Genomic DNA, 24,022 nt, shown 5'->3' with positions numbered 1-24,022 from the left:
CAGGAAGGGATAAAATGTCGTCTAAGTTTTTAAAAGGGGCTTTTATATTAACCCTGGGAGCGATTATTTCCAAGGTTCTTGGTTTATTTTACGTCATCCCATTTGAACATATGGTTGGAAATAAAGGGGCCACACTCTATCAATATGGATATGTTCCCTATACGATATTCATTAGTTTCGCCACGGCTGGCATGCCGCTTGCCGTTTCTAAATTTATATCGAAGTATAATGCGCTCGAGGAATATGCAGTGGGGGAGAAGCTATTCAAATCGAGCTTGAAGTTAATGATGATCACCGGGTTCCTCGCCTTTGTGGTGCTTTTTACAATGGCACCGGTTTTCACTACCATGCTTGGCGTCAATAAGAACAGCGTGAGCGATATCACCTCTGTCATACGGGCGATCAGCTTCGCTTTGATCCTTGTGCCATTCATGAGCATCATCCGCGGGTACTTCCAAGGGCATGAAGCCATGGAGCCAACGGCGATTTCCCAGGTCGTCGAACAAATCGTCCGAATCGTATTTCTACTGGCCGGTGTGTATATTGTCCTGCATGTCCTTGACGGTGAATTGGTGAGAGCCATCCAGATCGCAACATTTGCGGCGACTGTCGGAGCACTCGGCGGTTTAGTCGTTTTGTTTTGGTATTGGAAGAAACAAAAACCGTATTTGGACAGCTTGAAGGAGAGAGACCGGGGGACGATGTCCATCTCTTTGATCCAGATTTATAAAGAGATTTTCTTATCATCGATTCCATTCATCTTTGTCGGGATCGCGATGCCTCTGTTCCAATTCGCGGACTTGATGACCTTCAACAGGGCAATGTCTTCGATTGGCTTACTGCATGTGGCCGAGGAGGCACTAGGGGTTCTCAACGTATATGCCCAAAAGCTTGTCGTGATTCCGATGACACTTGCTACCGGATTTTCGATGGCGTTATTGCCAACGGTGACGAAAGCTTTTGTAAGCGAGGATCAAACCGAGTTCACCCGCCAGCTTGATCAGGCTTTTCAAATCTTATTATTCATAACCATTCCGGCGGTCGTTGGGATGTCGGTGCTTGCTGATCCGATTTATAGTGCCTTTTACAGTCACGATTTGCTTGGGATTAGTGTGCTTAAGGCTTATGCGCCCGTGTCGGTTCTATTTGCGCTCTTTTCGATTTCTGCTGCTGTATTACAAGGTATCAATCAGCAAAAATACACGGTGCTCAGTTTGCTAGTCGGATTTTTGGTGAAGTTGAGCTTGAACATTCCGATGATCAAATTATTTGAAACGGAAGGTTCCGTATATGCGACGGCACTGGGCTATCTGGCCGCAGTCCTATTGAATTTGTACGTCATCTCCTACTTTACGGGCTATCGTTACAGCCTTACGATAAGAAGGACCGTCTTGATGGCGACTTTTTCCGCGATAATGGGACTTGCCGTTTGGGGTCTGCACAGCTTGTTATCCCTTTGGTTAACTTCTGAAGGCCGATTCCAGGCAATCTTGATTTCCGCCGTATGTGCGATTTTTGGGGCACTGATCTACGCGGCGCTCTCCTTGAAGAGCAAACTTGCCCATCGCCTATTCGGTACGAGAATTGATAGGTTGAAGAAGAAGTTGGGATTATAAAAAGATTGTGTTTTAAATGTAAGAAAAAGGGTAATGTTATATTATCCCCTGATTTAAATATATTGGCCTTGCCTGTCATGAAAATGGGCAAGGCTTTTTACTGAAAAGGCTTTAGGAGGAAACAATGAGAATTGATAAGATTTTATCCAATATTGGGTACGGAAGCAGGAAAGAAGTGAAGAAGCTCCTGAAGTCCGGAGCCGTGAAGGTCAACGACCGGATATTGAAGGACGCGAAGGAACAGGTGGACCCTGATGTTGAAATCGTAACAGTTCATGACGAACGGGTTGAATATAGAGAATTCATTTACCTAATGATGAATAAGCCTCCGGGCGTATTGTCGGCAACGGAAGACAAACACCAAGAGACGGTCATCGACATCCTTGAGCCGGAGGACGCGGTCTTTGAACCATTCCCGGTCGGCAGATTGGATAAAGATACAGAGGGGCTATTGTTGATCACGAATGACGGCAAGCTTGCACACCAGCTGCTATCCCCGAAGAAACATGTGCCGAAAACATATTTTGCGGTCATTGATGGTGAAGTCACGGAACGGGATATTGAAGCATTCCGTAACGGTGTCACCCTGGACGATGGGTATGAAACGAAACCAGGCGAATTGAACATTTTAAAATCGGGCCTGACTTCTGATATCGAGTTGACGATAATGGAAGGGAAGTTCCATCAAGTGAAGCGGATGTTTGAATCTGTCGGAAAGAAAGTCGTATATCTGAAGCGTCTTTCGATGGGAAGCCTGCAACTAGACGAGGATCTTGAACTTGGGGAATACCGGGAGTTAACGGCAGAAGAACTTGAACAGCTGAAGGCAGGTCAGCCTGCTGAATAAACAACAAAAAATGAGGCGGACTAGTAGTCCGCCTCAAATTACTTTTTACATATCGATTTTATTCGGGTGGTCATTCTTTTTTTAAGATGACATCTTCACTTTTTTGCTTGTTGTTGTCCAAACACCACGGCTTGGGCTTTGAACAAGGTCATTGTACTCTAGGACATTTAAATCGCGTTGCACTGTTCGAGGAGTGATGCCAAATTCTTCTACAAGCTCTTGAGTAGAAACCGTACCGTTGTTACTAATGAACATATAAACGGATTTAATACGGGTTAACATGCGATTTGTTGAAGGTTTCAAACAAAATCACTCCTATTCTTTTCATTGTTATTCTGAACAAATGAAAACAACCGATATGTCGGACAGCATTTCAGCTGCCACTATGTACGTACTATACCCACCCTTTAACTCCTCGGAAACATTAAGAAAAAACAAGATGCCATATGCTTTATTTTACCCCTATACATATCTAAATTCCATACCAAATTTTAGAATTAACTAAATATTACATCTATTATATAGTTTTTTTAACCAAAATATTCATTTAAATTCAAAAATAAATGAATTTCAAGGTAGAATGAAAGCATGCCTTTATTTTGTCAAAAATTCCAAGGAGTATTCATGGGTAAGGGAAAAATTCACTCCACTTCTAAACGATCATGTCCTTTTGTGAAGATAACCTTTCATCGGCAACCAACATATACTATGATATTTACAGTACCATTATCATAGAGTATGAGATGAACTTGATGGTTTGTAAGGAAGTACACTTCAAGATGATTCTTTTAGAATTGAAATATAACCATATACGAGGTAGAGCATATGAACGAAAGATTAATGGAGTTTCTATTGCGGGACGAAGTGTCCAGACTTACGGGCATGAAGCGGCAAGTATATGAATTTATCGTGTATGAAGAAGATTACCTGGCTTCAAAAGCGGAAACGGTCGATCAATTTATGAGATTATTAGTAAAGCATTCTCCGCCGCGACTCGCGGCCCGACATTTTAACATGCCTTATGAAGAAATCATTCGGTTCATGTGTGAGATCGAAGAAGAGCTGAATGCCCGGTTAGAAGAACGATGTAAAAAAGTGAAATGGATGGATTTTACGGAAAAGAGCCAGCGAACGCTTGATGATCATGATAAGAAGTTGTATCTATTTGTGAATTGAATAAGAAAAACGGTGCAACGCCTTAACGCTGCACCGTTTTTTGTATGGGGTTGAATGATCAATAAACTTTATCACCATTAAAAATTGAATTTTTCACGATGACATAATCTACAGTTCGAATCGCTTCTAATTTCGTTCCACCAGCATAAGAAATGGAGGATTGAAGATCTTGTTCCATTTCTTTTAATGTGTCTTTTAACGCACCTTTGTGCTCGACAAACATTTTCTTGCCTTCTACATTCTTCTTTTCACCTTTTTGAAACTCTGAAGCTGAACCAAAGTACTCTTTATAGATCTTTCCATCTTTCTCAACTATTTCGCCTGGAGATTCATCATGGCCAGCGAATAATGAACCAATCATCACCATAGTGGCACCAAATCTAATAGATTTCGCTATATCCCCATGTGTACGAATGCCACCGTCCGCAATAATCGGTTTACTTGCGGCCTTTGCACATAGACGCACCGCTGCTAACTGCCAGCCACCCGTACCAAATCCTGTCTTGATCTTCGTGATGCAAACCTTACCTGGTCCAATTCCAACTTTTGTTGCATCCGCCCCGGCATTTTCCAATTCTCTTACGGCTTCTGGAGTACCGACGTTACCTGCAATTACGAAACTATCAGGTAAGTGATGTTTGATATGTTGGATCATATTGATTACAGCATTGGAATGGCCATGCGCGATATCTATCGTAATGTAGTCCGGTACAATACGCTCTTCAGCCAATTCTTGTATGAACCCATATTCTTCTTCTTTGACTCCGACACTGATGGAAGCGATACACTCACACGCATGCATATCTTGAATAAAAGCTTTGCGCTTTTCTGGTTCAAAACGATGCATGATATAGAAGTACCCATTCTTAGCCAAGGATGTAGCGACTTTCTCATCTATAATGGTCTGCATATTCGCAGGTACCACAGGTAACTTGAAGGTATGTTTACCTAACTTTACAGTAGTATCACATTCCGAACGACTATTAACTATACATTTAGCGGGAATTAATTGAATATCTTCGTAATCAAACACATTTTCCATTGTTTACACCTCTATATACGAATGTTGTAATATTTTTTTATGAAATTGTTCGCCCATTGGTAATTTACATCATTTTCATCATTAAGTCAAAGCTTTTATTTTTAAAAAAATCAAAAAATTATAAAAAGAAGCGGTTCTGCATCCTATGAATCTCCTTATCACGTACAATCTAAGCCCCAGGTACAACAGGTGTAAGCGACCCACATAAAAAAAGAGAAAAGAACTTCAGTAGAAAAAATTGTAAAAAAGAAGAAAAGAGTGTACATTTAACTTATGAGAATGAGAATCAATTACATTTAGTTTCCGAGGAGTGGTCATGAGTGAAACAGGACGATATCTATGATGTAACCGTAATTGGGGGAGGGCCGGCTGGCCTTTATTCCGCTTTTTATAGTGGGTTAAGAGAAATGAAGACAAAGATCATTGAATATCAGCCACAATTAGGTGGGAAGATCCATGTATATCCTGAGAAAATGATTTGGGATGTCGGGGGACAGACACCTATTACGGGAGCTGAGTTAATTGATCAACTTGTGGAACAGGGATTAACCTTTAATCCCACGGTAGTATTGAATGAAAAGGTGGAGTCGATCAAGCGGGATGAAGATGGGATGTTTGTCTTGCTTACGTCTTCTGGCGGCCTGCATTATTCGAAAACGATCATCGTGGCCGTCGGTGGGGGGATCTTGAATCCGCAAAAGCTGGAAATCGATGGGGCAGAGCGTTATGAAGTGTCCAATCTGAATTACACAGTGAAGTCCTTAGAACGATTCAAGGATAAGACGGTAATCATTTCAGGCGGCGGGAATTCTGCTATCGATTGGGCGAATGAATTGGAGCCTATCGCCAAAAAGGTCTATGTGGCCTATAGAAAAAATGCGTTGGCAGGTCATGAATCACAGATAAGCCAATTGATGAAAAGTTCTGCGGAATGCCTGTTCAATACGTCCATTACAAAACTGGTCGCTTGTACCAATCATGAAGTCATTGAACGTGTAGAACTAACGAGTCATGAAACAGGGGAGGTTTCCCATTTATCAATCGATGAAGTGATCATCAACCATGGGTATGAGCGTGATGCCTCGCTACTTGAAAACAGTGAAGTGAAGGTGGATATGGCCGATCATTATTATATTGCAGGCAATGCAACCAGCGAATCCTCTGTAGAAGGGATGTATGCCGCAGGGGATATTCTTCAGTATGATGGGAAAGTGAACTTAATAGCGGGTACCTTCCAGGATGCCGCAAATGCAGTCAATCAAGCGAAACAGTTCATCCAGCCTGATGCGCACAAGGTGGGAATGGTTTCTTCACATAATGAAATATTCAAAAGACGTAATAGGGAAATCGTTCAACAGATGATGACGCGATAAGACATGCAGAAAGCTCCAGTCCCCTTATGGGCTGGAGCTTTTTGCGTGTATTTAAAGGGATTCCTTAATCACCTTTTTGTAATGGAAAACGGAAAGGATACCGAAGATCGAGTACAGTATCGTATAGAGGACCATGACAATGATCATAGGTGTCCAGACTTCCGTACCAAAGAAGAACCAGCCGGATTTAACGGCAAAATAGCTATGGAATAACCCAACGACTAGAGGAATCCCAAAGTTGAAGACCTGTTTGGCCTGAATCCCTTTTAACAAATCACCTTGTGTGAAACCAAGTTTTCGTAAAATGGTATAGTTCGCTTTTTCATTTTCGCTCTCATCCATCTGTTTGAAATAAAGAATGCATCCTGATGTGATCAAGAACGTTAATCCTAAAAAGCCGACGATGAACATCGTAAGACCCATGTTTATTTTTATACTTTGCAGTTCTTGGTATTGTGAACCACTATATTCTTTATCCTGGAAGGAAATCGTATCGAAAATCTTATTTGCCTTTTCGATATCACCCTTATTCTTTAAGTCAATCCCATAATAAACGGGAGAATCCAGTTGGAGTTCAGGGTCCAAATCCTTTTTCAGACGGTCAAAAACTGCTTGATCCACAATGGCTACTGGCATTCCGCCATTCGTTAAATAATAGGGAAGGATGGAGTCATCTTCTGGCCCTAAATAGTTTTGGGGAATGCTCATGTTTTTTCCCTTCAATTCGATTTTCCCGGAATCTTTAAGAGATGTTAAACTCTGTAGCGTTGGACTATACCCGCTGAAGATGGTCTCTTTCGGTGTGACATCGATCCTCTTCACCGACCGATCACTGACAATGGCAAGATTCATGATATTCGGGTCAAAGCCCGCTTCTTCTATGGAGCTATCCAGTATATCCTTTATATTGACCTTTGCCCGAATGACCTCTATCTTATTTTCGTTATATCCGATTGATTTTGCTGCCAATGCCTCTTTTAACTTGTTTGAATCCTCGCCATTGGACAGGGAAAAGTCAGTAGGTACATAGGATGTGGCCATTTTCTCCGATGAGTAATAGGAGATATAGGTCAAGGATAATAATCCGATTGCAAGAGCGGAAACGGTCGTGATGATGGTCAGTAAAACGGAATTGGATTTCATCCGGAACATGATGGATGAAAGCGAAAGCACTTCATTGATGTTCAGGTATCCATTCTTCCTCTTGCGGACAATATTAAAGAGGAAAGACACCGATCCCTTATAAAATAGGTAGGTTCCGATGATGACGGACCCCAGAATGAATAGCATGGCTATTAAAAGGGAATTCGCCTGAGAGAAAGAACCATCAAATAACTTCGTTGAAACATAATAGCCAGCAATGATCAGAATGATTCCAGCTATCCCAAGGATCATTTCAAAAATCGAAACCCTCTTCACTTTTCCTTCCGTGTTCGAAGTCACCCTAAAAAGTGATAAGATGGTCTGTCTTTTGATGAAACCAAAGTTCATCAACATGATGAATAGATAGATGATACTGAATACGATAAGTGTCTGAATGAATGGTTGCATGGTAAAGTGAAGGGCGGCGATCGCCTGGACTCCCGTAAGCTTGAATAATATCATGATGATCAATTTTGAAGCCGCAAACCCTACGAATATCCCCAGGAATACGGAACAGAAATACAGGATTAAATTTTCGACGCTCAGGATGCGGAAAATCCTGTTTTTGGTCATTCCTATTAATTGAAATAAGCCAATTTCCTTGCTGCGACGTTTAATGAAAATGCTATTCGCATATAAAAGAAAGATGGAAACGATGGCAATCAACAGAACGGAGGCTGCTTGAATGGCAGCTCCCCCTTTAATCCCCCCACTTACTTGATCCATTGACGGATCGTATTGCAAGGTAACAAAGGCATAATAAAGGGAGGCACTGAAGACCAAAGCGAAAACGTATAGATAATAATTCTTCAGGTTCTTTTTCAGACTGCGAAAGATGAGTTGATTAATGCTCATTATGCACCCCTCCTAGTACACCTTGTGTTTTCATGATATCTCTGAAGAAGGATTGTCTCGTTTCTTCCCCTTTATTCAATTGAGAATAGATCTGTCCATCTTTGATGAAGATGACGCGGCTACAGTAACTGGCTGCCACTGAGTCATGCGTAACCATGATGATGGTGGCATTACGCTTTTTGTTCAATTCGCTCATCTTGTTCAATAAATCGGAAGCGGCTTTTGAATCAAGGGCGCCTGTCGGCTCATCGGCAAAAATGATGCTTGGTTCATGGATGAAGGCCCGTGCCGCAGAGGTACGCTGTTTTTGGCCGCCGGAAATTTCATTCGGATATTTGTCCTTGATTTCATATATGCCAAGTTCATTTGCGAGTGTTTCGAACTTTTGCTCAGCTTCTTTTTTCGGCGTTTTGGTGATCGATAATGGTAAAAGAATATTTTCCTTGACCGTCAGAGTGTCCAATAAGTTATAATCCTGGAAGATGAATCCTAGGTGATTCTTACGAAATTCAGCCAGCTTCTTTTCTTTCATGCCGGAAATTTCTTTTCCTTCGATGACGATGGTTCCATTACTGATCTTATCAATCGAGGAAAGGACATTCAGAAGCGTGGTTTTTCCTGAACCGGACGCTCCCATGATACTGACGAATTCCCCTTCGTGTATGTTGATATCCAAGCCTTTCAAGACTTCTTGTTTATTGAATTTATTGCCGTAGCTTTTATGGATCTTTTTCGCTTCTAGTATATTCATTCCAATACACTCCCTTTATTTCGATATCTTCATTATAAAAGCCTTTCCCTTTCTTTTCCTTCGATTGGCCGAACAAAGAACAAAAGCATGTGACATCTTTGTCACATGCTAAGGAATTTAACGAATTGATTTTTTTGCGGGAAAGTCAGGATGAAAGTGGTCCCGATTCCGGGAGTGGACCGGACGGTTATATCGATGAATAAGGAATCCGCCACTTTCTTGGTTAAGTATAACCCCATTCCCGTCGCCCCGTGGTCTTGATGATTGGTCGTTGATGTGAATCCTTTATCAAAAATGCGGGGAAGGTCCCTTGGGTCGATGCCGCGGCCAGCATCCTTCACTTCAAGGATCGTTTGTCCATTGGATTCGTGGCTCTGTATCAAAATATCGGATCCTTCACTATATTTGATGCTATTGGTCAATAGTTGCCGAATAATGAATGCGACCCATTTACTATCGCTTAAGCACTCGGCTTTTTCCAATTGGATATCGAATCCAATCCCTTTTTGCATGCACCAAGATTGTAACGTCTTAATCTCGTCGAAAATAATCCCTTCCAAATCGGTGTTACCGATATATAGATCATTTTCCATGAAGGGTAGCCGCCGTTGATGCAACTGTTGATCAAGCAAAAGGTGGATGCGGAGCCATTCATATGTCATATGGGATTTGAGTTCTTCATCTTGTATGCGATCAATCATTAAACGTAGGGCCGTCAAAGGCGTCTTCACTTCATGAATCCAAGATAATAGTTCGTCCTTTTCCTGCTCCAATGTCATTTGTCCGTATGAAGCCGTCCGTTTCAGATATTCGATTTGATTGCTGATGCTACGTTCGATGATCTCTTCAAAAGGGCTTCCCGGTTCCGCTAATTGACTTACATCCAAATTATCTTCCCGTTCCACTAAACTTCGATAGAATTTCGTTTCCTTGTGGTAGCGGACCACCAAAAAGATGATGAACATGATGAATGATAAAAAGACCATGTAGAGAATGGGGGATAAAGGAATGGCCGAATCAAGATAGGCGACGAATATGATGAATAAGTGAAAGAGGATGTAGAAAGTAATCCAGCTAAACCTTTCCCATATAAATTTCTTAATCATACATGATCCTCTTCGACCGCAATGTAACCTTGTCCCACTTTTGTTTCGATATACTGTCCCAACCCCACCTCATCGAGCCTTTTCCTCAATCGATTTACATTGACCGTCAAGGTATTATCGCTGATAAAGCGCTTATCATTCCATAAACTATTGATTAAATCATCGCGGCTCACTATTTTATTCTTCTGCTCAATCAGCCTTTTTAGGATGAACACTTCATTCTTTGTCAGCTCGATTGTTCCTGTCTCGGTTACAACTGTATTCTTCTCATAGTCCAAGGTGGCGCCGCACCAGGTTTTTAGTTCGATCTTTTCTGTATTGTAATTATAGACACGACGAAGCGTCGCTTGTATCTTGGCAATCAGTACATCAAAATGAAAGGGTTTCTGGATGAAATCATCTGCCCCAAACTGCATGGACATCACGATGTCGGTCGGGTGATCGCGTGAAGATAAAAAGAGAATGGGTACGTTCGAGTGGGTGCGAATCATCCTGCACCAATGGAACCCGTCGAATTTTGGCAATTGGATATCAATGAGGACCAAGTCGGGTTTAATGGCAGTGAATTCCTGCATCACCTTACTGAAATCGTTGATTCCATATACATCATAGGACCATTGTGCCAATCTATCTTTAATCTCATTGAATAATGTGGTATCATCTTCAATTAACAATAGTTTAAACAAGTAAGGGTCACCACGCTTTTCATCAATTTAATGAAAGTATATAGTAAATTCATTTAAGGTTCTAGAGGAGAAAGAGATTTAGGGTGGGATCTAGTTACAAAAGGTGACATCCATTCCTGAAAAAAACACCCATGTTTGAATTTCATCTGAGTCTCTGTATGTAGTCCTTTTTGGTTTGTAAAGGAATCGCATAGAAAATTAGTATTGACTTACCGTCTCTTTTTTGGAATAATGTTAATAATCAAATATTGGTATCTTTAATTCAGTCCCGTGAGGCTGACAAGGACAACGGATTTTTATGATGTGGGAGACGTCCATGCATTTTTTGCCTGGCTACTACTACTCGTCATAATGCAGAAGAGGTTTATTGTCGGTTGATGACAATAGACCTCTTTTTTCTTTGTGGGTATCAGTTTAAAAATGGAGGAAACGTTATGGGAAAAGTAGATGCAGAGTTTTCATGGCAAGCTGTACCGCAAGGAAATCGTAATAATTTTTGGAAGATTCTATCCATTATGCTGGGGTTCACTTTCTTCTCGGCAAGCATGTGGTCGGGAGGGGAATTGGGAACGGGATTAACATTGGTTCAATTCCTTCTCATCGTATTGGCGGGCAATTGTGTGCTGGGCCTGTATACGGGGGCGTTGGCCCATATTGCCGCGAAGACCGGCCTTTCTACACATCTGCTTGCAAAGTATGCCTTTGGTGATAAAGGCTCTTATGTGCCCTCCTTATTGCTGGGGTTAACGCAAGTAGGTTGGTTTGGAGTGGGGGTAGCGATGTTCGCGGTTCCGGTTGAAAAGGCAACAGGGATTAATATCTATCTATTGATTATAAGTTTTGGAGTGATGATGACGATATCTGCCATCTATGGTATTAAGGCACTCGTGCTGTTAGGGTTCGTTGCTGTGCCGGCCATTGCCATTCTGGGTAGCTACTCGGTATTTGAGGCAACCGAAACAATCGGTGGGTTTCAGGGGTTATTAGATTATCAGCCTACTGAAATGATGGGAGTGGGCGCTGCCTTAACCATCTGCATTGGTTCATTCATCAGCGGGGGTACCTTGACGCCAGACTTTGCCCGCTTTGCCAAGACGACCCGGTCAGCCGTTGTCGCAACGGTGATTGCCTTTTTTCTAGGCAATTCACTTATGTTCATATTCGGGGCGATTGGGGCAATGACGTACGGTGTTTCGGATATTTCTGAAGTCATGTTCTTGCAAGAGCTGATTTTGCCGGCAATCATTGTATTGGGACTGAATATTTGGACAACGAATGATAATGCGCTATACGCTTCGGGATTGGGATTTGCCAATGTTACGAAAATTTCCAAGAAGAAACTTGTCGTGGTTAATGGAATCATCGGCACATTGCTAGCAATGTGGCTGTATACTAATTTCGTCGGTTTTTTGAATGTACTAGGAGCAGCAGTCCCGTCCATTGGGGCCATCATTTTAGCAGACTACTTTATCGTGAAACGTAGAAAATATGGGAAATTCGAAGAGATGTCTTTCAAAAAGGTCAATTGGTTATCGATGATTGCTTGGGCAGGAGGCGTCGCTTTGGCCCAGTTCGCACCTGGCATCGTGCCAATTAATGCTCTAATCGGGACCATCATCCTGTATGTTGCCTTGATGAAATATGTACCTATCAACAAAATACTAAGAAGAGGTGTACAGTCAGATGCTTATTAAACATGCTAAATTAAGAGGAAAAGAAGGTCTTTGGAATATTGTCGTCAGAGAAGGAATGATAGAATCGGTTACGCAGAGCCTTAATGAGAACGTTGAGAACGAGTTGAATCAGCCGATTTATGATGTGGAGGGGTCACTTGTTCTCCCTCCCTTTATTGAACCGCATATCCACCTTGACACGACGTTGACGGCAGGAGAGCCAGAGTGGAACCAAAGTGGGACGTTATTTGAAGGAATCCAGCGGTGGTCCCAACGAAAAGAGTCTTTGACGAATGAAGATGTGAAAACCAGGGCGAAAACGGCTTTAAAATGGCAAATCGCTCAAGGAATCCAGCATGTCCGTACACATATCGATGTGACCGATCCGGAACTTACGGCACTAAAAGCCATGCTCGAAGTAAAAGAAGAAATGTCGGATTTCGTTGATTTGCAGTTAGTGGCTTTTCCACAGGAAGGAATTCTCTCTTATCCGAATGGAACTGGATTACTGGAAGAAGCGCTAAAAATGGGGGCCGATGTTGTAGGGGGCATCCCCCACTTTGAGTTCACTCGCGAATATGGCGTGGAATCGATGAAGATTGCGTTTGATTTAGCGGAAAAATACGATCGCCTCGTGGATATACATTGTGATGAAATCGATGACGAGCAATCACGTTTTGTCGAAGTCGTCGCAAAAGAAGCTTACGAGCGGGGACTAGGTACACGAACGACAGCCAGCCATACGACGGCAATGGGTTCGTATAATGATGCCTATACCTATAAGTTGTTTCGCTTATTGAAGCTTTCGTCCATTAACTTCGTATCTAATCCATTGGTGAATATTCATCTTCAAGGAAGATTCGATACATATCCGAAACGAAGAGGCTTAACACGTGTCAAAGAATTACAGGAAGCAGGACTAAACGTATGCTTTGGTCACGATGACATATTCGACCCATGGTATCCACTAGGAACGGGAAACATGCTGCAAGTGCTGCATATGGGCATTCATGCTTCTCAACTAATGGGTTACGAGCAAATCGTCAATTCCATCGATTTAATTACCGCCAATAGTGCAAAAACCTTGCAAATCGAGGACCACTATGGAATCGAGGCGGGAAAACCTGCCAACTTCATTGTTTTAGCGGCAGAAAATGAATACGAAGCAGTCCGTAAACAGGCCATGGTACGCTATTCCTTCAGAAACGGGAACGTGATAGCCGAAACAAAGCCAAGGGAAACGACCATTAATCTGGGACAAGGTACAGAGAACATTACTTTCAATAAATGATGGAAAAGCTAGGCACACAGGGTGTCTAGTTTTTTTGCGCTTGTAGGCGCTATTCGCAAATTGGTAGAAATTCCATCAATTGCCGTGTGCGAAAGTGCGTAGTTGATTGGTCATGTATGATTCCAAAAATAAATGGCTGCTGCAGATGTGAACGTCCACACTGCAACAGCCATATTTGTTATTTGTTCAAAATACTGTGCTTTTTACCGTAAGTAAAGTAAATGATTATACCGATGATCATCCAAATAAGGCACGCAATCCAGGTGTGTGCGGATAGTTGGGTCATCAGGAATATGCATAAAATAAATGAAATGACTGGAATGGCTGGGAAGAAAGGTACCTTAAATCCATCATTCGGAATGTCTTTGTTTTTGCGTAAGTAAATGACGCCGATTGATACAACAGTGAAGGCTAAAAGAGTACCCATGTTTACAAGCTCTGTTAACTTATCCAATGGGACGAAGCCTGCGCATAAGGCAATGAGAGTCGCAAAAATCCATGTGTTTTTTACTGGTGTTTTACGTTTCGGATGAACTTCGCATAATAATTTTGGTAGTAAGCCGTCACGACCGAATGCGAATACTAGGCGAGTACCACCGTAAAGCATAACAAGGATTACGGTCATCATCCCAACGACGGCACCTATGGAGATAATACCGGCCACCCAATCTTGATTAACCACTTTCATGGCAAAGCTTACAGGGTCACTTACATTTAACTGTGTGTAAGAAACCATACCCGTCAATACAAGGGATACAGCAACATACAATAAGGTACAGATAAAGAGCGAACCAATAATACCGATTGGCATGTTACGCTGTGGATTTTTAACTTCTTCGGCTGCAGATGATACTGCATCGAAGCCAAGATAGGCGAAAAATACTAAGGCCGCGGCACTTAGAACCCCGCTTGTACCAAATGGGGTGAATGGCTTCCAGTTTGTCGGTTCAACGTAGAATGCGCCGACTATAATAAATAGTAAAATAACGGCCACTTTCACACATACCATAATCGTATTGAATTTTGTCGATTCTTTAATGCCTAATGTCAACAAGGCGGCAATAAGGAAAATGATCAATATAGCTGGCAGGTTAATGTATGTGCCGTTGGCCGGATCAAATGAACCGGATATTTCGTGAGGAAGCAAAATATTAAACCCGGCAAGTAGCGAGCTAAAATAGGATGACCAGCCTGTAGCAACGGCAGCAACAGCTAAGCCGTATTCAAGTAATAGGGACCAGCCGACTAGCCAAGCAATGATCTCCCCAAAGACAATGTAGGAGTATGTGTATGCACTCCCTGTAACTGGAACGGATGAAGAAAATTCAGAGTAGCACATTGCGGCAAATGCACAAACAAAGGCGGCAATGATAAAAGAGAACACAATCCCAGGTCCTGCATGCTGGGCTGCAACGGTACCTGGAAGGATGAAAATTCCTGTACCCACAATGGCACCGACACCGAGTAGGATTAAATCAAACGCTCCTAGTGTCTTTTGTAATTGTACTTTTCCATGATTTTGTAAAAGTTGATTCACGGATTTTTTTCGAAATAAGTTCGTTTTCATTTTAAACACTCAATTCTTTTTTTGAATATCATAAAGATTCTAAACATTAACGGATTAAATGTCAAATAGATTTGTCGATATAGTGCATTTTTTGTCGAATTATGTGTACGTTTTATAAATCTTCAAAGCCTCACATGGATAGTATTCCATATTTCGGATCAATTAAGCGAGCCATATGAAATGAGCTTTATTTCTTAAATAAACTCTTAAACCGTATAAAAAAGGATTAGAAGGGTGAGTTCTAATCCTTTTTATATTTCATTGCACGTTATTTCATTTGATCTAATATTTGATGGTAAGCAAAGGCCTCTTTAACCATCCCTTTGTTTTGATACATTTTGGACAGCTGCGATACGGGAGCGGGGTCATCCGGGTACAATTCCATCTCCCATGAGAAACATTCGATGGCTTCATCGTATTGCTTAAACTCTGCATAATATTGTCCGAGTTCCATCATTTGATCGGGATCATCCAGCAAGGTCATCATTTTGTTTATTTTCCGGAACACCGGAGAATGGGGAGCTGATTTTTGGATAGGCAGCAGCTTTTCATGTACCTCTTTAAGATCATAGGTTTCAAGCAATTTACCAATAAGTTGTAGTAACCTTTGTTCGGATTGCTTCTCGCCATCTTCTAGGACGAGCTGTTGAATCATAACCATGAAGGTATCTATATGGGTGGCAATAAACGTCGGATCTAAATGTTCCCATAATGTATGCAAGATCTCCTCATAGGTATCCGGTAGGGCATTAAGGAAATTCATTAAATAGAGAGCGGCTGTTTCATAGTGTTCCTCCTGAAGCATCTCTTCAATCATGGATTTGGTTTGTGGTAGCACCTGAAATGGGTTGATGTGTAAATAGTCTAAGGTTACGATCCACTTTTCCATGGATACGAATTGCAAGGCCATCGTGGTATATGCTTCAATGGAAGTCACCTTCGAATACTTTTCGACTTTCTCCATCCAGAATAAGAGAAGGGTCAAGAAAGAGTCCTGTTTCCTCAATAAACCTTCTAACATTTTTCCTTCATCAGGTTGTAAGCGATATTTGAAGCAATGCCATTCAACAAAAAGGGAATCTTTCTCCTGGATGGTAGATAGTGATGAGGATGTGTAAAATTCCATATAGGAATGGAACTCCAATGAGTTTTTAATCTCTCTCGCAGAATTCAGGTCGGGAGCGAAGTTTGCCAAGATCTTAATGATTTGAAAGGCCTGCATGAAGTTGCCGTTTCTTCTATAGTGGTAAAAGATTTTGTATATGACATTGCTCAGTTGTTTCTTTGTGAAAAATGAGTCGAGCGTCGTAGCGATGTAGGCTACTTCCTGGAGGGAATATTGATTTTGAAGTTGGGAGAAAAGCTTATTCTTATTTGGAATAGTGGCGGTTTGGCTGGGGATTATTGCGGAGAGGAACGGATGGTCTGAGTGTAAGACGATACCCATTTTCCGTATTTTATCGATAAATGAATGTTTCTCTATCTTTTCTACCTTTTCACCATATACAAGATTATTCTTATAGTAAATGAGATAATAATTTTCATTTAATGATGATTCTACTTCAATCATCGTACATCGTGAGAATACGACGACTTGCATCACTTTCCCTTGTGAGAGTTTCTTTTTTTCTTTGATGGAAATTTCAACTGGCATAATAAGTTCATTATTCATATGTAACACAGCCCCTTTTGATCGTATGCGAATTCATGTGATTTTTATTATCCATTATAACATAGCATTTACTGGATTTTCTTTTAGAAAAGCCACTACGATTGAACTTTGTGATGTTAACAATAGTATGAAACTACTTTTCCCTTTTGAGAAAACTTTAGTGTTGCTGGTGAAAAAATGCGTAAATGGTATACTTGATGGGTGAGTTTTTAGCACCTGAAAGGAAGTAACGATAATAATGAAGTACTTCAAGACGCAAATGAAACAGCTAATGAAAGAACACTCGGAACTACAAACGCAATTGAAAGTGTTGATGAAAGAACACAATCTAGAGAAGAATTTTGCCCTTAAGGCTTTATATCATGCAGAGGTTGCTGATGGCGGAAAGTACCAGAAGGCCTATCAAGCCCTTGATTCTCCTAGGGACTGATATTCAATGAAATTGAGAAAAGTGTGAGATTTAGCATAGTTATAGAATATCTCCCGTACTAATAAACGACTTATGTATCGTTTGTTTTCTTATAGGGAGTTTTTTTATGCCCATAAAGCGGGGACATATTTGTTCTGCTGGGGAACTCCTATCTAAGATAAAGGGTTAAACCCATCCATAAATTGATTGGGAGGTGAATATAATAAACGACTTGGAGGTGAAAGGGAGGCTCAGGCATGATTATATGGAGAGGACTAGGTTTTTTAGTTTTTGTCATTATGGTGCCATTGGTGTTCTTATTCGGTTGGATCTTGGAGATGACGGTTGACCGGTCGCTGCCCGAAGATACTTCATTAATCATCGGTTTATTCGTGGCCGGGATCATCGTCTGGTTTTTGGGTAGAAAACTAAATGGTGGTTCTGAAAAGGTTCTTGTCGATCAAGAAACAGGAACGGCCTATAAAATGGGAACCCGACATAGTCTATTCTTCATTCCGATGCAATTTTGGGGACCGATCTTTATAACGATCGGAGTGATTCTTACCATTAAACTATTCATCTGATCAATCATCATCGAGCCTATGGTATAAAGCAGTACAGTTGACACTGTGCTGCTTTTTTTACGGAAGGGATGACGAACCAGCTCCCTGTTCCATATGGAAAAGTACCTATTCTGAAAGATAATGCATAATTATTCAGTCAATGATATAATGTGTAAGATTTTGTGAATTTTAGTTGATAAAGGAGTAGGGAAACGCATGAAGAAGATTTTATACACGGCACTATTGACCATGCTGGCCATCGTTTTGGGGGCATGTACCGGTAATCAAACAAATACCATCTCGGTGGCGGATTTGACGGATAGGGAAGAGGATATTCTTTCCCTGACCACGAGTGACGCATTCTTATTCGATTTCATTATCGATGATACATATCAAGAAGTTTCTTTTTGGATTGAAAAATATGAATCTGGTAAATTGGTTGGTAAAAAGATCAATGATGCTACTGCTCCGGTTTACGGAAATGGTTCATTGATGTTCGCCAGAACCCAAAATCCGGACAATGAGAACCAGTTTACCTTCATGACTGGAATAAAAACGGAGGGTGATGATGAAAGTGATCATTCGAGTTTTAGCAGTTTAGTGACAGAGCAGAGGGATCTTGAAAAGGCTTCGATTACAACGGGAAAAATGTCAGAAACCCTTCCCATAAAGGATGAAATGGTGCTAGCGAGTATTTGTTATACACTTGATGAGGAAGGTGCAACTTCCCTATCCAGTGATTTTTATGAAGATCCAAAAAGCAATATGGATGAGTTAAAGGATTTCGATGTGGTGTATTTACTTAAAGGTGAATTTAAATAAGGCCAAAATGCCAAAGAAGGGAACCATATGTGCATGGTTCCCTTCTCCAATGCCTATTGCCTGGAAGATGCTGTTATATTAGAATGAGCAATGTTGAATGGAGGAATGAAAATAATGTCCGATTTACCTAATTGTCCAACCTGTCATTCAGAATATACATACGAAGATGGAAGCCTCTATGTTTGCCCGGTGTGTGCACATGAGTGGTCCATAGAATCAGAAACGGAAGAGATCAAGACCATTAAAGATGCCAACGGCAATGTCTTGAACGATGGTGACTCCGTAACGGTCATCAAGGACCTTAAAGTCAAGGGAAGTTCATCCGTCTTGAAAATGGGGACAAAAGTGAAAAGTATCCGATTGGTGGAAGGCGATCATGACATCGATTGCAAAATAGATGGTTTTGGTGCGATGAAGTTAAAATCCCAATTTGTAAAAAAGGTCTAACACAGGTTCACATACGTCTTTTTTCTAAGGTTGCCCAAAAGATAAAGCAGCATCACAAGGGTGATGAGCCCCTTGATGGGAGGAGTATGTGAATTATTAAAAAGGTGGTTTCTTATATGAGTAAAATGCCCGTCATCATCGATACAGATCCTGGAATTGATGATGCCATGATGCTGACACTTGCCTTTGCAAGTGAGGCGATAGACGTACGTTTAGTCACAACCTGTTCAGGGAATATTTCGCAGGATAAAACGAATTACAATGCCCGGACCTTCCTCAGCTACATTGGTGCGGACGTAGAAATAGCCAGGGGACTGGAGCACCCGATATTCCGTGATCTAGAAGTGGCTGAGGATGTTCATGGTGAAAGTGGTTTTGCGAATGTTGTGTTTCCGGAGCCGACATTGCCGGTCAGTGAGCGTCCAGCCATATTCGCGATGCTAGAGACGATTATGGCGAGTGAGGAAAAAGTGACAATCGTTGCTACAGGCCCGTTGACGAATGTGGCAGCCCTTTTGTTGGCACATCCTGAAGTAAAACAGAAAATCAAGTGTGTTTCCTGGATGGGAGGTGCGGCAGTCGGCGGCAATATGTCACCGACCGCTGAGTTCAATGCGTATGTCGACCCGCATGCAGCCGAAATCGTTCTCCGTTCAGGTGTCCCAATCGTAATGAGCGGATTGGATGTAACGCATAAAGCCTATGTAACGTTGGAAGAAGCCCATCTCATTTTGGATATGGGGACGGACTTTTCGGATAAAGTGTACCAAATGCTAACATTCTACCTGAATGTTGCGGAACAAACACCATTTAACGAAGACCATTTTGCAGAAGTGTTACGTTTTCACGACCTTTGTGCCATGATGTATGTAATAAAGCCAGAGCTGTTCATGGGACAGGATTATTATGTGCAAGTTGAATTGGAAGGTCGTTTAACGGCAGGGACAACCGTCGTGGATTATGCAAGGCGCAGTGGCAAAACGCCAAATGTCCATGTGCTGCACGGTGTCGACCGGGAAGGCTTTGTCTCCGAATTCATGAATGCCGTAGAGTTTGTTGGAGAAAGAATAAGAGTGAACTAATAAGGAAAACCGCACCGGATGATAAGGGGCGGTTTTTTTATGTGATGGCCTGGATGTTTTTAGGATACAATCGAGGTTACCCGAATTGGAGTTTCATGCTTTTTATTTGTTCAATATGCCGTTGCTCATGTAAGGATAATAATTCGATCCATTGATCTAAAGAAAGATGGCCGAATAGTGGATGCTTTGCTTTTTTTCTCCGAAAAATGCTCCGATCTTCCTGTTCAAAAATTACATTCAATAAATGATTCCTTGATTCAAACAGGCGATCCAGTAACTTTGGTAACTCCATACGCTCTTGAGAAGGTACCACCATCTTAGGGGCTTTGAATTTTTTTGTCAGATCCGAAGTTAAGTAGATGTCTTTTTGGATGATCTGTTTATAGTCCCGGTCTTTTAAACCACGGACAATGGCCTCGGTAAAAACAGTTTCAGAAAGGAATAGATGATGACAAATTTGGGCGATGCTCCAGCTTTCAGGTGAAGCCTTGTAATCCATCATGGGACTGTTCAATCCTGAAATTTCCTCGATTAATTGATTCCTTGTTTCAAATAATAGACTAATCTCTAGAAAACCCATGAGAACCTCCTGTGTTCAGATGATGTACGGAAAGTAAATGGAATGTAAGCGTTACCTTCATTGTACAACAGGGTGGGAATCTAGTGTTGAAAGAAATGAATAATGGATGAAATGCCTTTGGCTTTTTCTCCAGGATGATAAAAAGCTTGCTGCCTTAGATGTGCCAGCAAGCCATTTATTTGAGAATACCAGGTGGGCTATCCAAATCGTCAACTGGGTATCGAGTGTATGAACGATTGGGGTGTGGAGTCCGTCCTTTGTTCTTTTCTTGGCCATTCTTCGGTGAATTCTACTTGGTCATAGTCAAAGAATGTTGTGAGGATGTCTGTTCGATTGTCGGTGAAGAGCTGTTCAGCTACCGCCGCTACGAGTTTTGGTATGCTGAACTTCAATCCCGAAAGTGCTGAAGCTGAAATGCCGCAACTGATCAAGGCGGAATAGTTAAAGGCGAAAATTCCGTGCAGTCGCCCCTTTCCTTTATCATCACGGCTTTGGAAAGCAAAGCCGGGGCTTAAGTAAGGATGTGCATCAATCGTAGGATTAGCCAGATTTTCCGGGGCGTGATAGCGGTCGCTCCATCGGACAATGTGCTTTTCCACAAGCCGTAATTCAGGCCGTAAAGAAGGATCTGTGACAAGGCCGGTACTGATGATCAAAAAATCAAAAGTGAATGTTCCCTTAGGCGTTGTCACGACAGCTTGATCATTTACGTTCTTTACTTGAAGCCATGGGGAGCCCAGGTGCATGTCGAATCCGGGCCATGAGGAGGCACGTTGAAACATATCTGTGGTCGGTGGTTGATTATGCTTAAAGAAATGGCTCATCACGGCATACTTATCAGCATCCGGTAGGGTATGGAAACGCTCGATTATGCCGGAAGCCTCCATATGCCGGATCGGATTGATGCGGGGAATCTCTTTGCGCCTGATGAAGACATGGGCTTTTGCGACGTCTTCAGAGAGGGCGAAATGGGCATTATCAAAAGCAGAGGCTCCGCCGCCCAAAATAGCGACCCTTTTCCCTTTGAGGGTGGAAAAGTCAATCGGTTCCGAGGTATGTGCATAGAGGTGGCGAGGCAAGTTCTCTGTTATCATGGGTGGAATATGCCATTCGCCCCCACCTTGAATCCCGGTGGCTAAAATGACCTTGCGAGCAAGCAGTAGGGGCGTGTGGGCTCCTTGGCCTTCGATATGCAATTTATGGATTCCTTCTTCGGTAGGCTCGACCAGCTTTAATTTCACCTTATTGATGACAGGCAGGTTGAGGACTTCCCGATACCACTGAAGATAATTCATCCATTCCTGCCGGGGTATCTTATCCATCGCTTCCCAGCTTTCTTGACCGAATTGCGCTTCCCACCATGCGCGGAAAGTCAAGGAAGGGATGCCAAGATCGATGGTCGTCAAATGCTTGGGTGTCCGCAATGTCACCATGCGAGCATAGGTTCTCCAGGGCCCTTCCAACCCTTCGCCATTTTCATCGATGACAAGGATGTTGGATATTTTCTCACGGAAAAGTCCAAAAGCCGTACCTAACCCACTTTGTCCGCCCCCGACAATGATTGCATCATAGATATGTCCTGCCGGTTGCTTGGATGGATCCACCCGATCGTTGCTACCGATCGATAGGTAGGACAAATCAGTTCTAACTTGTTTGGTTAATGTTTCTATGCTCATGATCAATTCATTCCTTTCATGGACGATTTTTATCAATATATGTTTTGTTAAGTGACTTTTCATGTAAGTTTATATAACATACTATTAGATTATCATGGATTCACCGGAAATTCTTTAGATGAATTGTCTGAAATTTCTTTTTATTATTGGTCACAATCACTAATCGAATAAGTGGTTAGTGTAAAATGGTTTTTTTTTACATGCTTTTCATTTAAAAAGTCCATACTACTACATAGTCGGATGGCTGTTACGTTAGGAATGATAGTTTAATTTCGGGTAACGATAAAAAAGGAGAAGAGCTAATGGCTTTACTTGCTTTGCAAGAGATAGCGGTAGCATATAACAAACAAAGGGTTTTAAAAGATCTCACACTTGAAGTTGAAGAAGGACAGCTGGTTTCCCTACTGGGTCCAAGTGGATGTGGGAAGACAACAACATTGCGTTTAATTGCGGGGCTTGTACAAGCTAGTGAAGGGAAGATTCTATATAACGAGAAAGATTATACGAAAGTCCCTGTTACGAAGCGGAATGTTGGCTTTGTGTTTCAGAACTATGTCTTATTTCCGCATATGACGATCTTTCATAATATTGCATTCGGACTGAGGCTTAGGAAATGTTCCAAGATGGAGATAGAAAAACGTGTCATGGATGTGCTGGAAATTGTAAATATGTCAGGGTTTGAAATGAGGTATCCGCATGAGCTTTCCGGTGGACAAAAGCAACGCATTGCGATTGCAAGGGCCATCGTCATCGAACCGGATATCCTTTTATTTGACGAACCATTGAGTAACCTCGATGCAAACTTACGGGTGAACATGAGGACGGAAATACGGCGGATTCAACAAAAGTTAGGGATTACCACGGTGTACGTATCTCATGATCAGGAAGAATGTTTAGCGATATCCGATCAGGTGGCGATCATGAATCAAGGTGCCATCGAGCAGTTTAATAGTCCGGCGGCGATTTACAATTATCCTCGAACCAAATTTGTCGCAGACTTTATCGGGTATAAGAATTTCATTTCCTTCGATGAGCGGCATGATGACGGAGACCATATCGTACTGATTAAATCAGGGTACGTATTTGTTCTCCAAAAGGATGCGCATATGTCTAACTTGACTGGGAAAACAAGTACAATCAGGCCGGATGCTTTAATGATGCAAGCAAAAAGTCCTTCGGGAAATCTGCAACATAATTGTTTACCGGGAAGAATTAAGGTTCGTACATATCTAGGAAGAAGTTATCAATATAGTGTGGGGACACCATTCGGGGATTTTATCGTGAATGGGGAGATGACAGAACCATATCATGTAGGTCAAGAAATCGTTCTGGTCTTTCCGAAAAACCAGATGGTGCTGGTTGATTAGAGTGGGAGGGTGTCGTGAGGCAGAGACGTTGGTGAGTCAACGTTTCTGTCTTTTTCATTTTCATATATAAAAGCGTTTAACATTTGTACAGCTAATGATAGTCCGGGTATTCGATGGGAAAAGGGATGAAAAAGCTAATTTCATAGAAAAATAATCTTGAAAAGTGCCTTTATACCAGCCTTCCGAAGCGTTTTTTATCCAGAGGACCTTCTCGGTTAAATAAAAATTGTAGTATTTGATATATAACCATTGTATAATGTTTGTATAATATTTGTGCA

At 41.8% G+C, this 24,022-nt stretch carries 22 protein-coding genes; 12 read left to right on the top strand and 10 right to left on the bottom strand.

The genetic code is table 11. The features are described 5' to 3' along the window. The first annotated feature begins 14 nt into the window (after positions 1 to 14). Both ACQKL6_RS05180 and ACQKL6_RS05175 read left to right on the top strand, forming a co-directional pair. Positions 15 to 1,616, top strand: a complete 1,602-nt coding sequence (locus tag ACQKL6_RS05180) for a putative polysaccharide biosynthesis protein (protein ID WP_402957837.1) — start codon at positions 15 to 17, stop codon at positions 1,614 to 1,616. A gap of 124 nt (positions 1,617 to 1,740) precedes the next feature. Continuing rightward, the gene (locus tag ACQKL6_RS05175; RefSeq protein WP_402874702.1) at positions 1,741 to 2,463 is read left to right on the top strand and encodes a pseudouridine synthase; all 723 of its coding nucleotides are present in this window, start codon (positions 1,741 to 1,743) and stop codon (positions 2,461 to 2,463) included. Between the two features lie 81 nt (positions 2,464 to 2,544). Here the strand turns inward: ACQKL6_RS05175 and ACQKL6_RS05170 are convergent, their stop codons facing one another. Then, the gene (locus ACQKL6_RS05170; RefSeq protein WP_402874705.1) at positions 2,545 to 2,766 is read right to left on the bottom strand and encodes a DeoR family transcriptional regulator; all 222 of its coding nucleotides are present in this window, start codon (positions 2,764 to 2,766) and stop codon (positions 2,545 to 2,547) included. Positions 2,767 to 3,288: 522 nt separating this feature from the next. Here ACQKL6_RS05170 and ACQKL6_RS05165 point away from each other — a divergent pair. Then, entirely contained in the window at positions 3,289 to 3,639 is a 351-nt protein-coding gene (locus tag ACQKL6_RS05165) for a hypothetical protein (protein WP_402874708.1), read from the top strand. 58 nt (positions 3,640 to 3,697) lie between these two features. Here ACQKL6_RS05165 and guaC read toward each other — a convergent pair whose 3' ends face one another. Further along, positions 3,698 to 4,681: a GMP reductase gene (gene guaC, locus ACQKL6_RS05160; RefSeq protein ID WP_427650704.1), complete on the bottom strand. Its 984-nt coding sequence runs from the start codon at positions 4,679 to 4,681 to the stop codon at positions 3,698 to 3,700. A 320-nt stretch (positions 4,682 to 5,001) separates the two neighbouring features. On the opposite strand from guaC, the gene ACQKL6_RS05155 reads away from it, so the two are divergent. Next, the gene (locus ACQKL6_RS05155) at positions 5,002 to 6,054 is read left to right on the top strand and encodes an NAD(P)/FAD-dependent oxidoreductase (protein WP_427650703.1); all 1,053 of its coding nucleotides are present in this window, start codon (positions 5,002 to 5,004) and stop codon (positions 6,052 to 6,054) included. A 51-nt stretch (positions 6,055 to 6,105) separates the two neighbouring features. On the opposite strand, the gene ACQKL6_RS05150 is transcribed toward ACQKL6_RS05155, so the two are convergent. The 4 genes from ACQKL6_RS05150 to ACQKL6_RS05135 form a co-directional block, all read right to left on the bottom strand. Then, positions 6,106 to 8,052: an FtsX-like permease family protein gene (locus ACQKL6_RS05150; protein WP_402986705.1), complete on the bottom strand. Its 1,947-nt coding sequence runs from the start codon at positions 8,050 to 8,052 to the stop codon at positions 6,106 to 6,108. Beyond that, positions 8,042 to 8,803, bottom strand: coding sequence for an ABC transporter ATP-binding protein (locus ACQKL6_RS05145; protein WP_402986704.1), 762 nt, complete (start codon positions 8,801 to 8,803; stop codon positions 8,042 to 8,044). The genes ACQKL6_RS05150 and ACQKL6_RS05145 overlap by 11 nt, the downstream gene beginning before the upstream one ends. Before the next feature lie 101 nt (positions 8,804 to 8,904). Further along, complete coding sequence (locus ACQKL6_RS05140; RefSeq protein WP_427650702.1) at positions 8,905 to 9,909, bottom strand: sensor histidine kinase; 1,005 nt, start codon at positions 9,907 to 9,909, stop codon at positions 8,905 to 8,907. Beyond that, positions 9,906 to 10,595, bottom strand: coding sequence for a response regulator transcription factor (locus tag ACQKL6_RS05135; RefSeq protein WP_402874724.1), 690 nt, complete (start codon positions 10,593 to 10,595; stop codon positions 9,906 to 9,908). Before ACQKL6_RS05135 ends, ACQKL6_RS05140 begins: the two co-directional genes overlap by 4 nt. 434 nt (positions 10,596 to 11,029) lie before the next feature. Here ACQKL6_RS05135 and codB point away from each other — a divergent pair, with 434 nt between their 5' ends. Further along, entirely contained in the window at positions 11,030 to 12,289 is a 1,260-nt protein-coding gene (gene codB / locus ACQKL6_RS05130; RefSeq protein ID WP_403122213.1) for a cytosine permease, read from the top strand. Continuing rightward, positions 12,279 to 13,559 carry a cytosine deaminase gene (locus tag ACQKL6_RS05125; RefSeq protein ID WP_402874730.1) on the top strand — a complete coding sequence of 427 codons (1,281 nt, stop codon included), beginning with the start codon at positions 12,279 to 12,281 and terminating at the stop codon, positions 13,557 to 13,559. The genes codB and ACQKL6_RS05125 overlap by 11 nt, the downstream gene beginning before the upstream one ends. A gap of 178 nt (positions 13,560 to 13,737) precedes the next feature. On the opposite strand, the gene ACQKL6_RS05120 is transcribed toward ACQKL6_RS05125, so the two are convergent. Continuing rightward, the gene (locus ACQKL6_RS05120) at positions 13,738 to 15,126 is read right to left on the bottom strand and encodes an amino acid permease (RefSeq protein WP_402874732.1); all 1,389 of its coding nucleotides are present in this window, start codon (positions 15,124 to 15,126) and stop codon (positions 13,738 to 13,740) included. 268 nt (positions 15,127 to 15,394) lie between these two features. Further along, positions 15,395 to 16,798, bottom strand: coding sequence for a tetratricopeptide repeat protein (locus ACQKL6_RS05115; protein ID WP_427650701.1), 1,404 nt, complete (start codon positions 16,796 to 16,798; stop codon positions 15,395 to 15,397). Between the two features lie 238 nt (positions 16,799 to 17,036). Between ACQKL6_RS05115 and ACQKL6_RS05110 the strand changes: the two genes are divergently transcribed. The 5 genes from ACQKL6_RS05110 (at position 17,037) to ACQKL6_RS05090 (ending at position 20,121) form a co-directional block, all read left to right on the top strand. Then, on the top strand, positions 17,037 to 17,228 hold the full coding sequence (locus ACQKL6_RS05110) for a hypothetical protein (protein ID WP_402874739.1): 192 nt from the start codon (positions 17,037 to 17,039) through the stop codon (positions 17,226 to 17,228). A 236-nt stretch (positions 17,229 to 17,464) separates the two neighbouring features. Beyond that, positions 17,465 to 17,791: a hypothetical protein gene (locus tag ACQKL6_RS05105; RefSeq protein WP_402874741.1), complete on the top strand. Its 327-nt coding sequence runs from the start codon at positions 17,465 to 17,467 to the stop codon at positions 17,789 to 17,791. Positions 17,792 to 17,986: 195 nt separating this feature from the next. Continuing rightward, a complete protein-coding gene (locus tag ACQKL6_RS05100; protein WP_427650700.1) occupies positions 17,987 to 18,592 on the top strand; it encodes a hypothetical protein in 606 nt (201 codons plus the stop codon). Positions 18,593 to 18,706: 114 nt separating this feature from the next. Beyond that, entirely contained in the window at positions 18,707 to 19,039 is a 333-nt protein-coding gene (locus ACQKL6_RS05095) for a zinc ribbon domain-containing protein YjdM (protein ID WP_402874746.1), read from the top strand. 116 nt (positions 19,040 to 19,155) lie between these two features. Further along, the gene (locus tag ACQKL6_RS05090; protein WP_427650699.1) at positions 19,156 to 20,121 is read left to right on the top strand and encodes a nucleoside hydrolase; all 966 of its coding nucleotides are present in this window, start codon (positions 19,156 to 19,158) and stop codon (positions 20,119 to 20,121) included. A gap of 76 nt (positions 20,122 to 20,197) precedes the next feature. On the opposite strand, the gene ACQKL6_RS05085 is transcribed toward ACQKL6_RS05090, so the two are convergent. Together ACQKL6_RS05085 and ACQKL6_RS05080 are read right to left on the bottom strand one after the other, a co-directional pair. Then, on the bottom strand, positions 20,198 to 20,701 hold the full coding sequence (locus tag ACQKL6_RS05085) for a DinB family protein (protein ID WP_427590669.1): 504 nt from the start codon (positions 20,699 to 20,701) through the stop codon (positions 20,198 to 20,200). 209 nt (positions 20,702 to 20,910) lie between these two features. Next, a complete protein-coding gene (locus tag ACQKL6_RS05080) occupies positions 20,911 to 22,377 on the bottom strand; it encodes an NAD(P)-binding domain-containing protein (RefSeq protein ID WP_427590668.1) in 1,467 nt (488 codons plus the stop codon). 302 nt (positions 22,378 to 22,679) lie between these two features. Here ACQKL6_RS05080 and ACQKL6_RS05075 point away from each other — a divergent pair, with 302 nt between their 5' ends. Beyond that, positions 22,680 to 23,744 carry an ABC transporter ATP-binding protein gene (locus ACQKL6_RS05075; RefSeq protein ID WP_427650698.1) on the top strand — a complete coding sequence of 355 codons (1,065 nt, stop codon included), beginning with the start codon at positions 22,680 to 22,682 and terminating at the stop codon, positions 23,742 to 23,744. The last annotated feature ends 278 nt before the right edge of the window (positions 23,745 to 24,022 follow it).

It is taken from the genome of Peribacillus sp. NPDC097197, assembly GCF_050278025.1.
Lineage (GTDB): Bacteria > Bacillota > Bacilli > Bacillales > DSM-1321 > Peribacillus.
The sequence above is the reverse complement of the archived record's forward strand: the minus strand, read 5'-3'. Positions and strand labels throughout refer to the sequence as shown.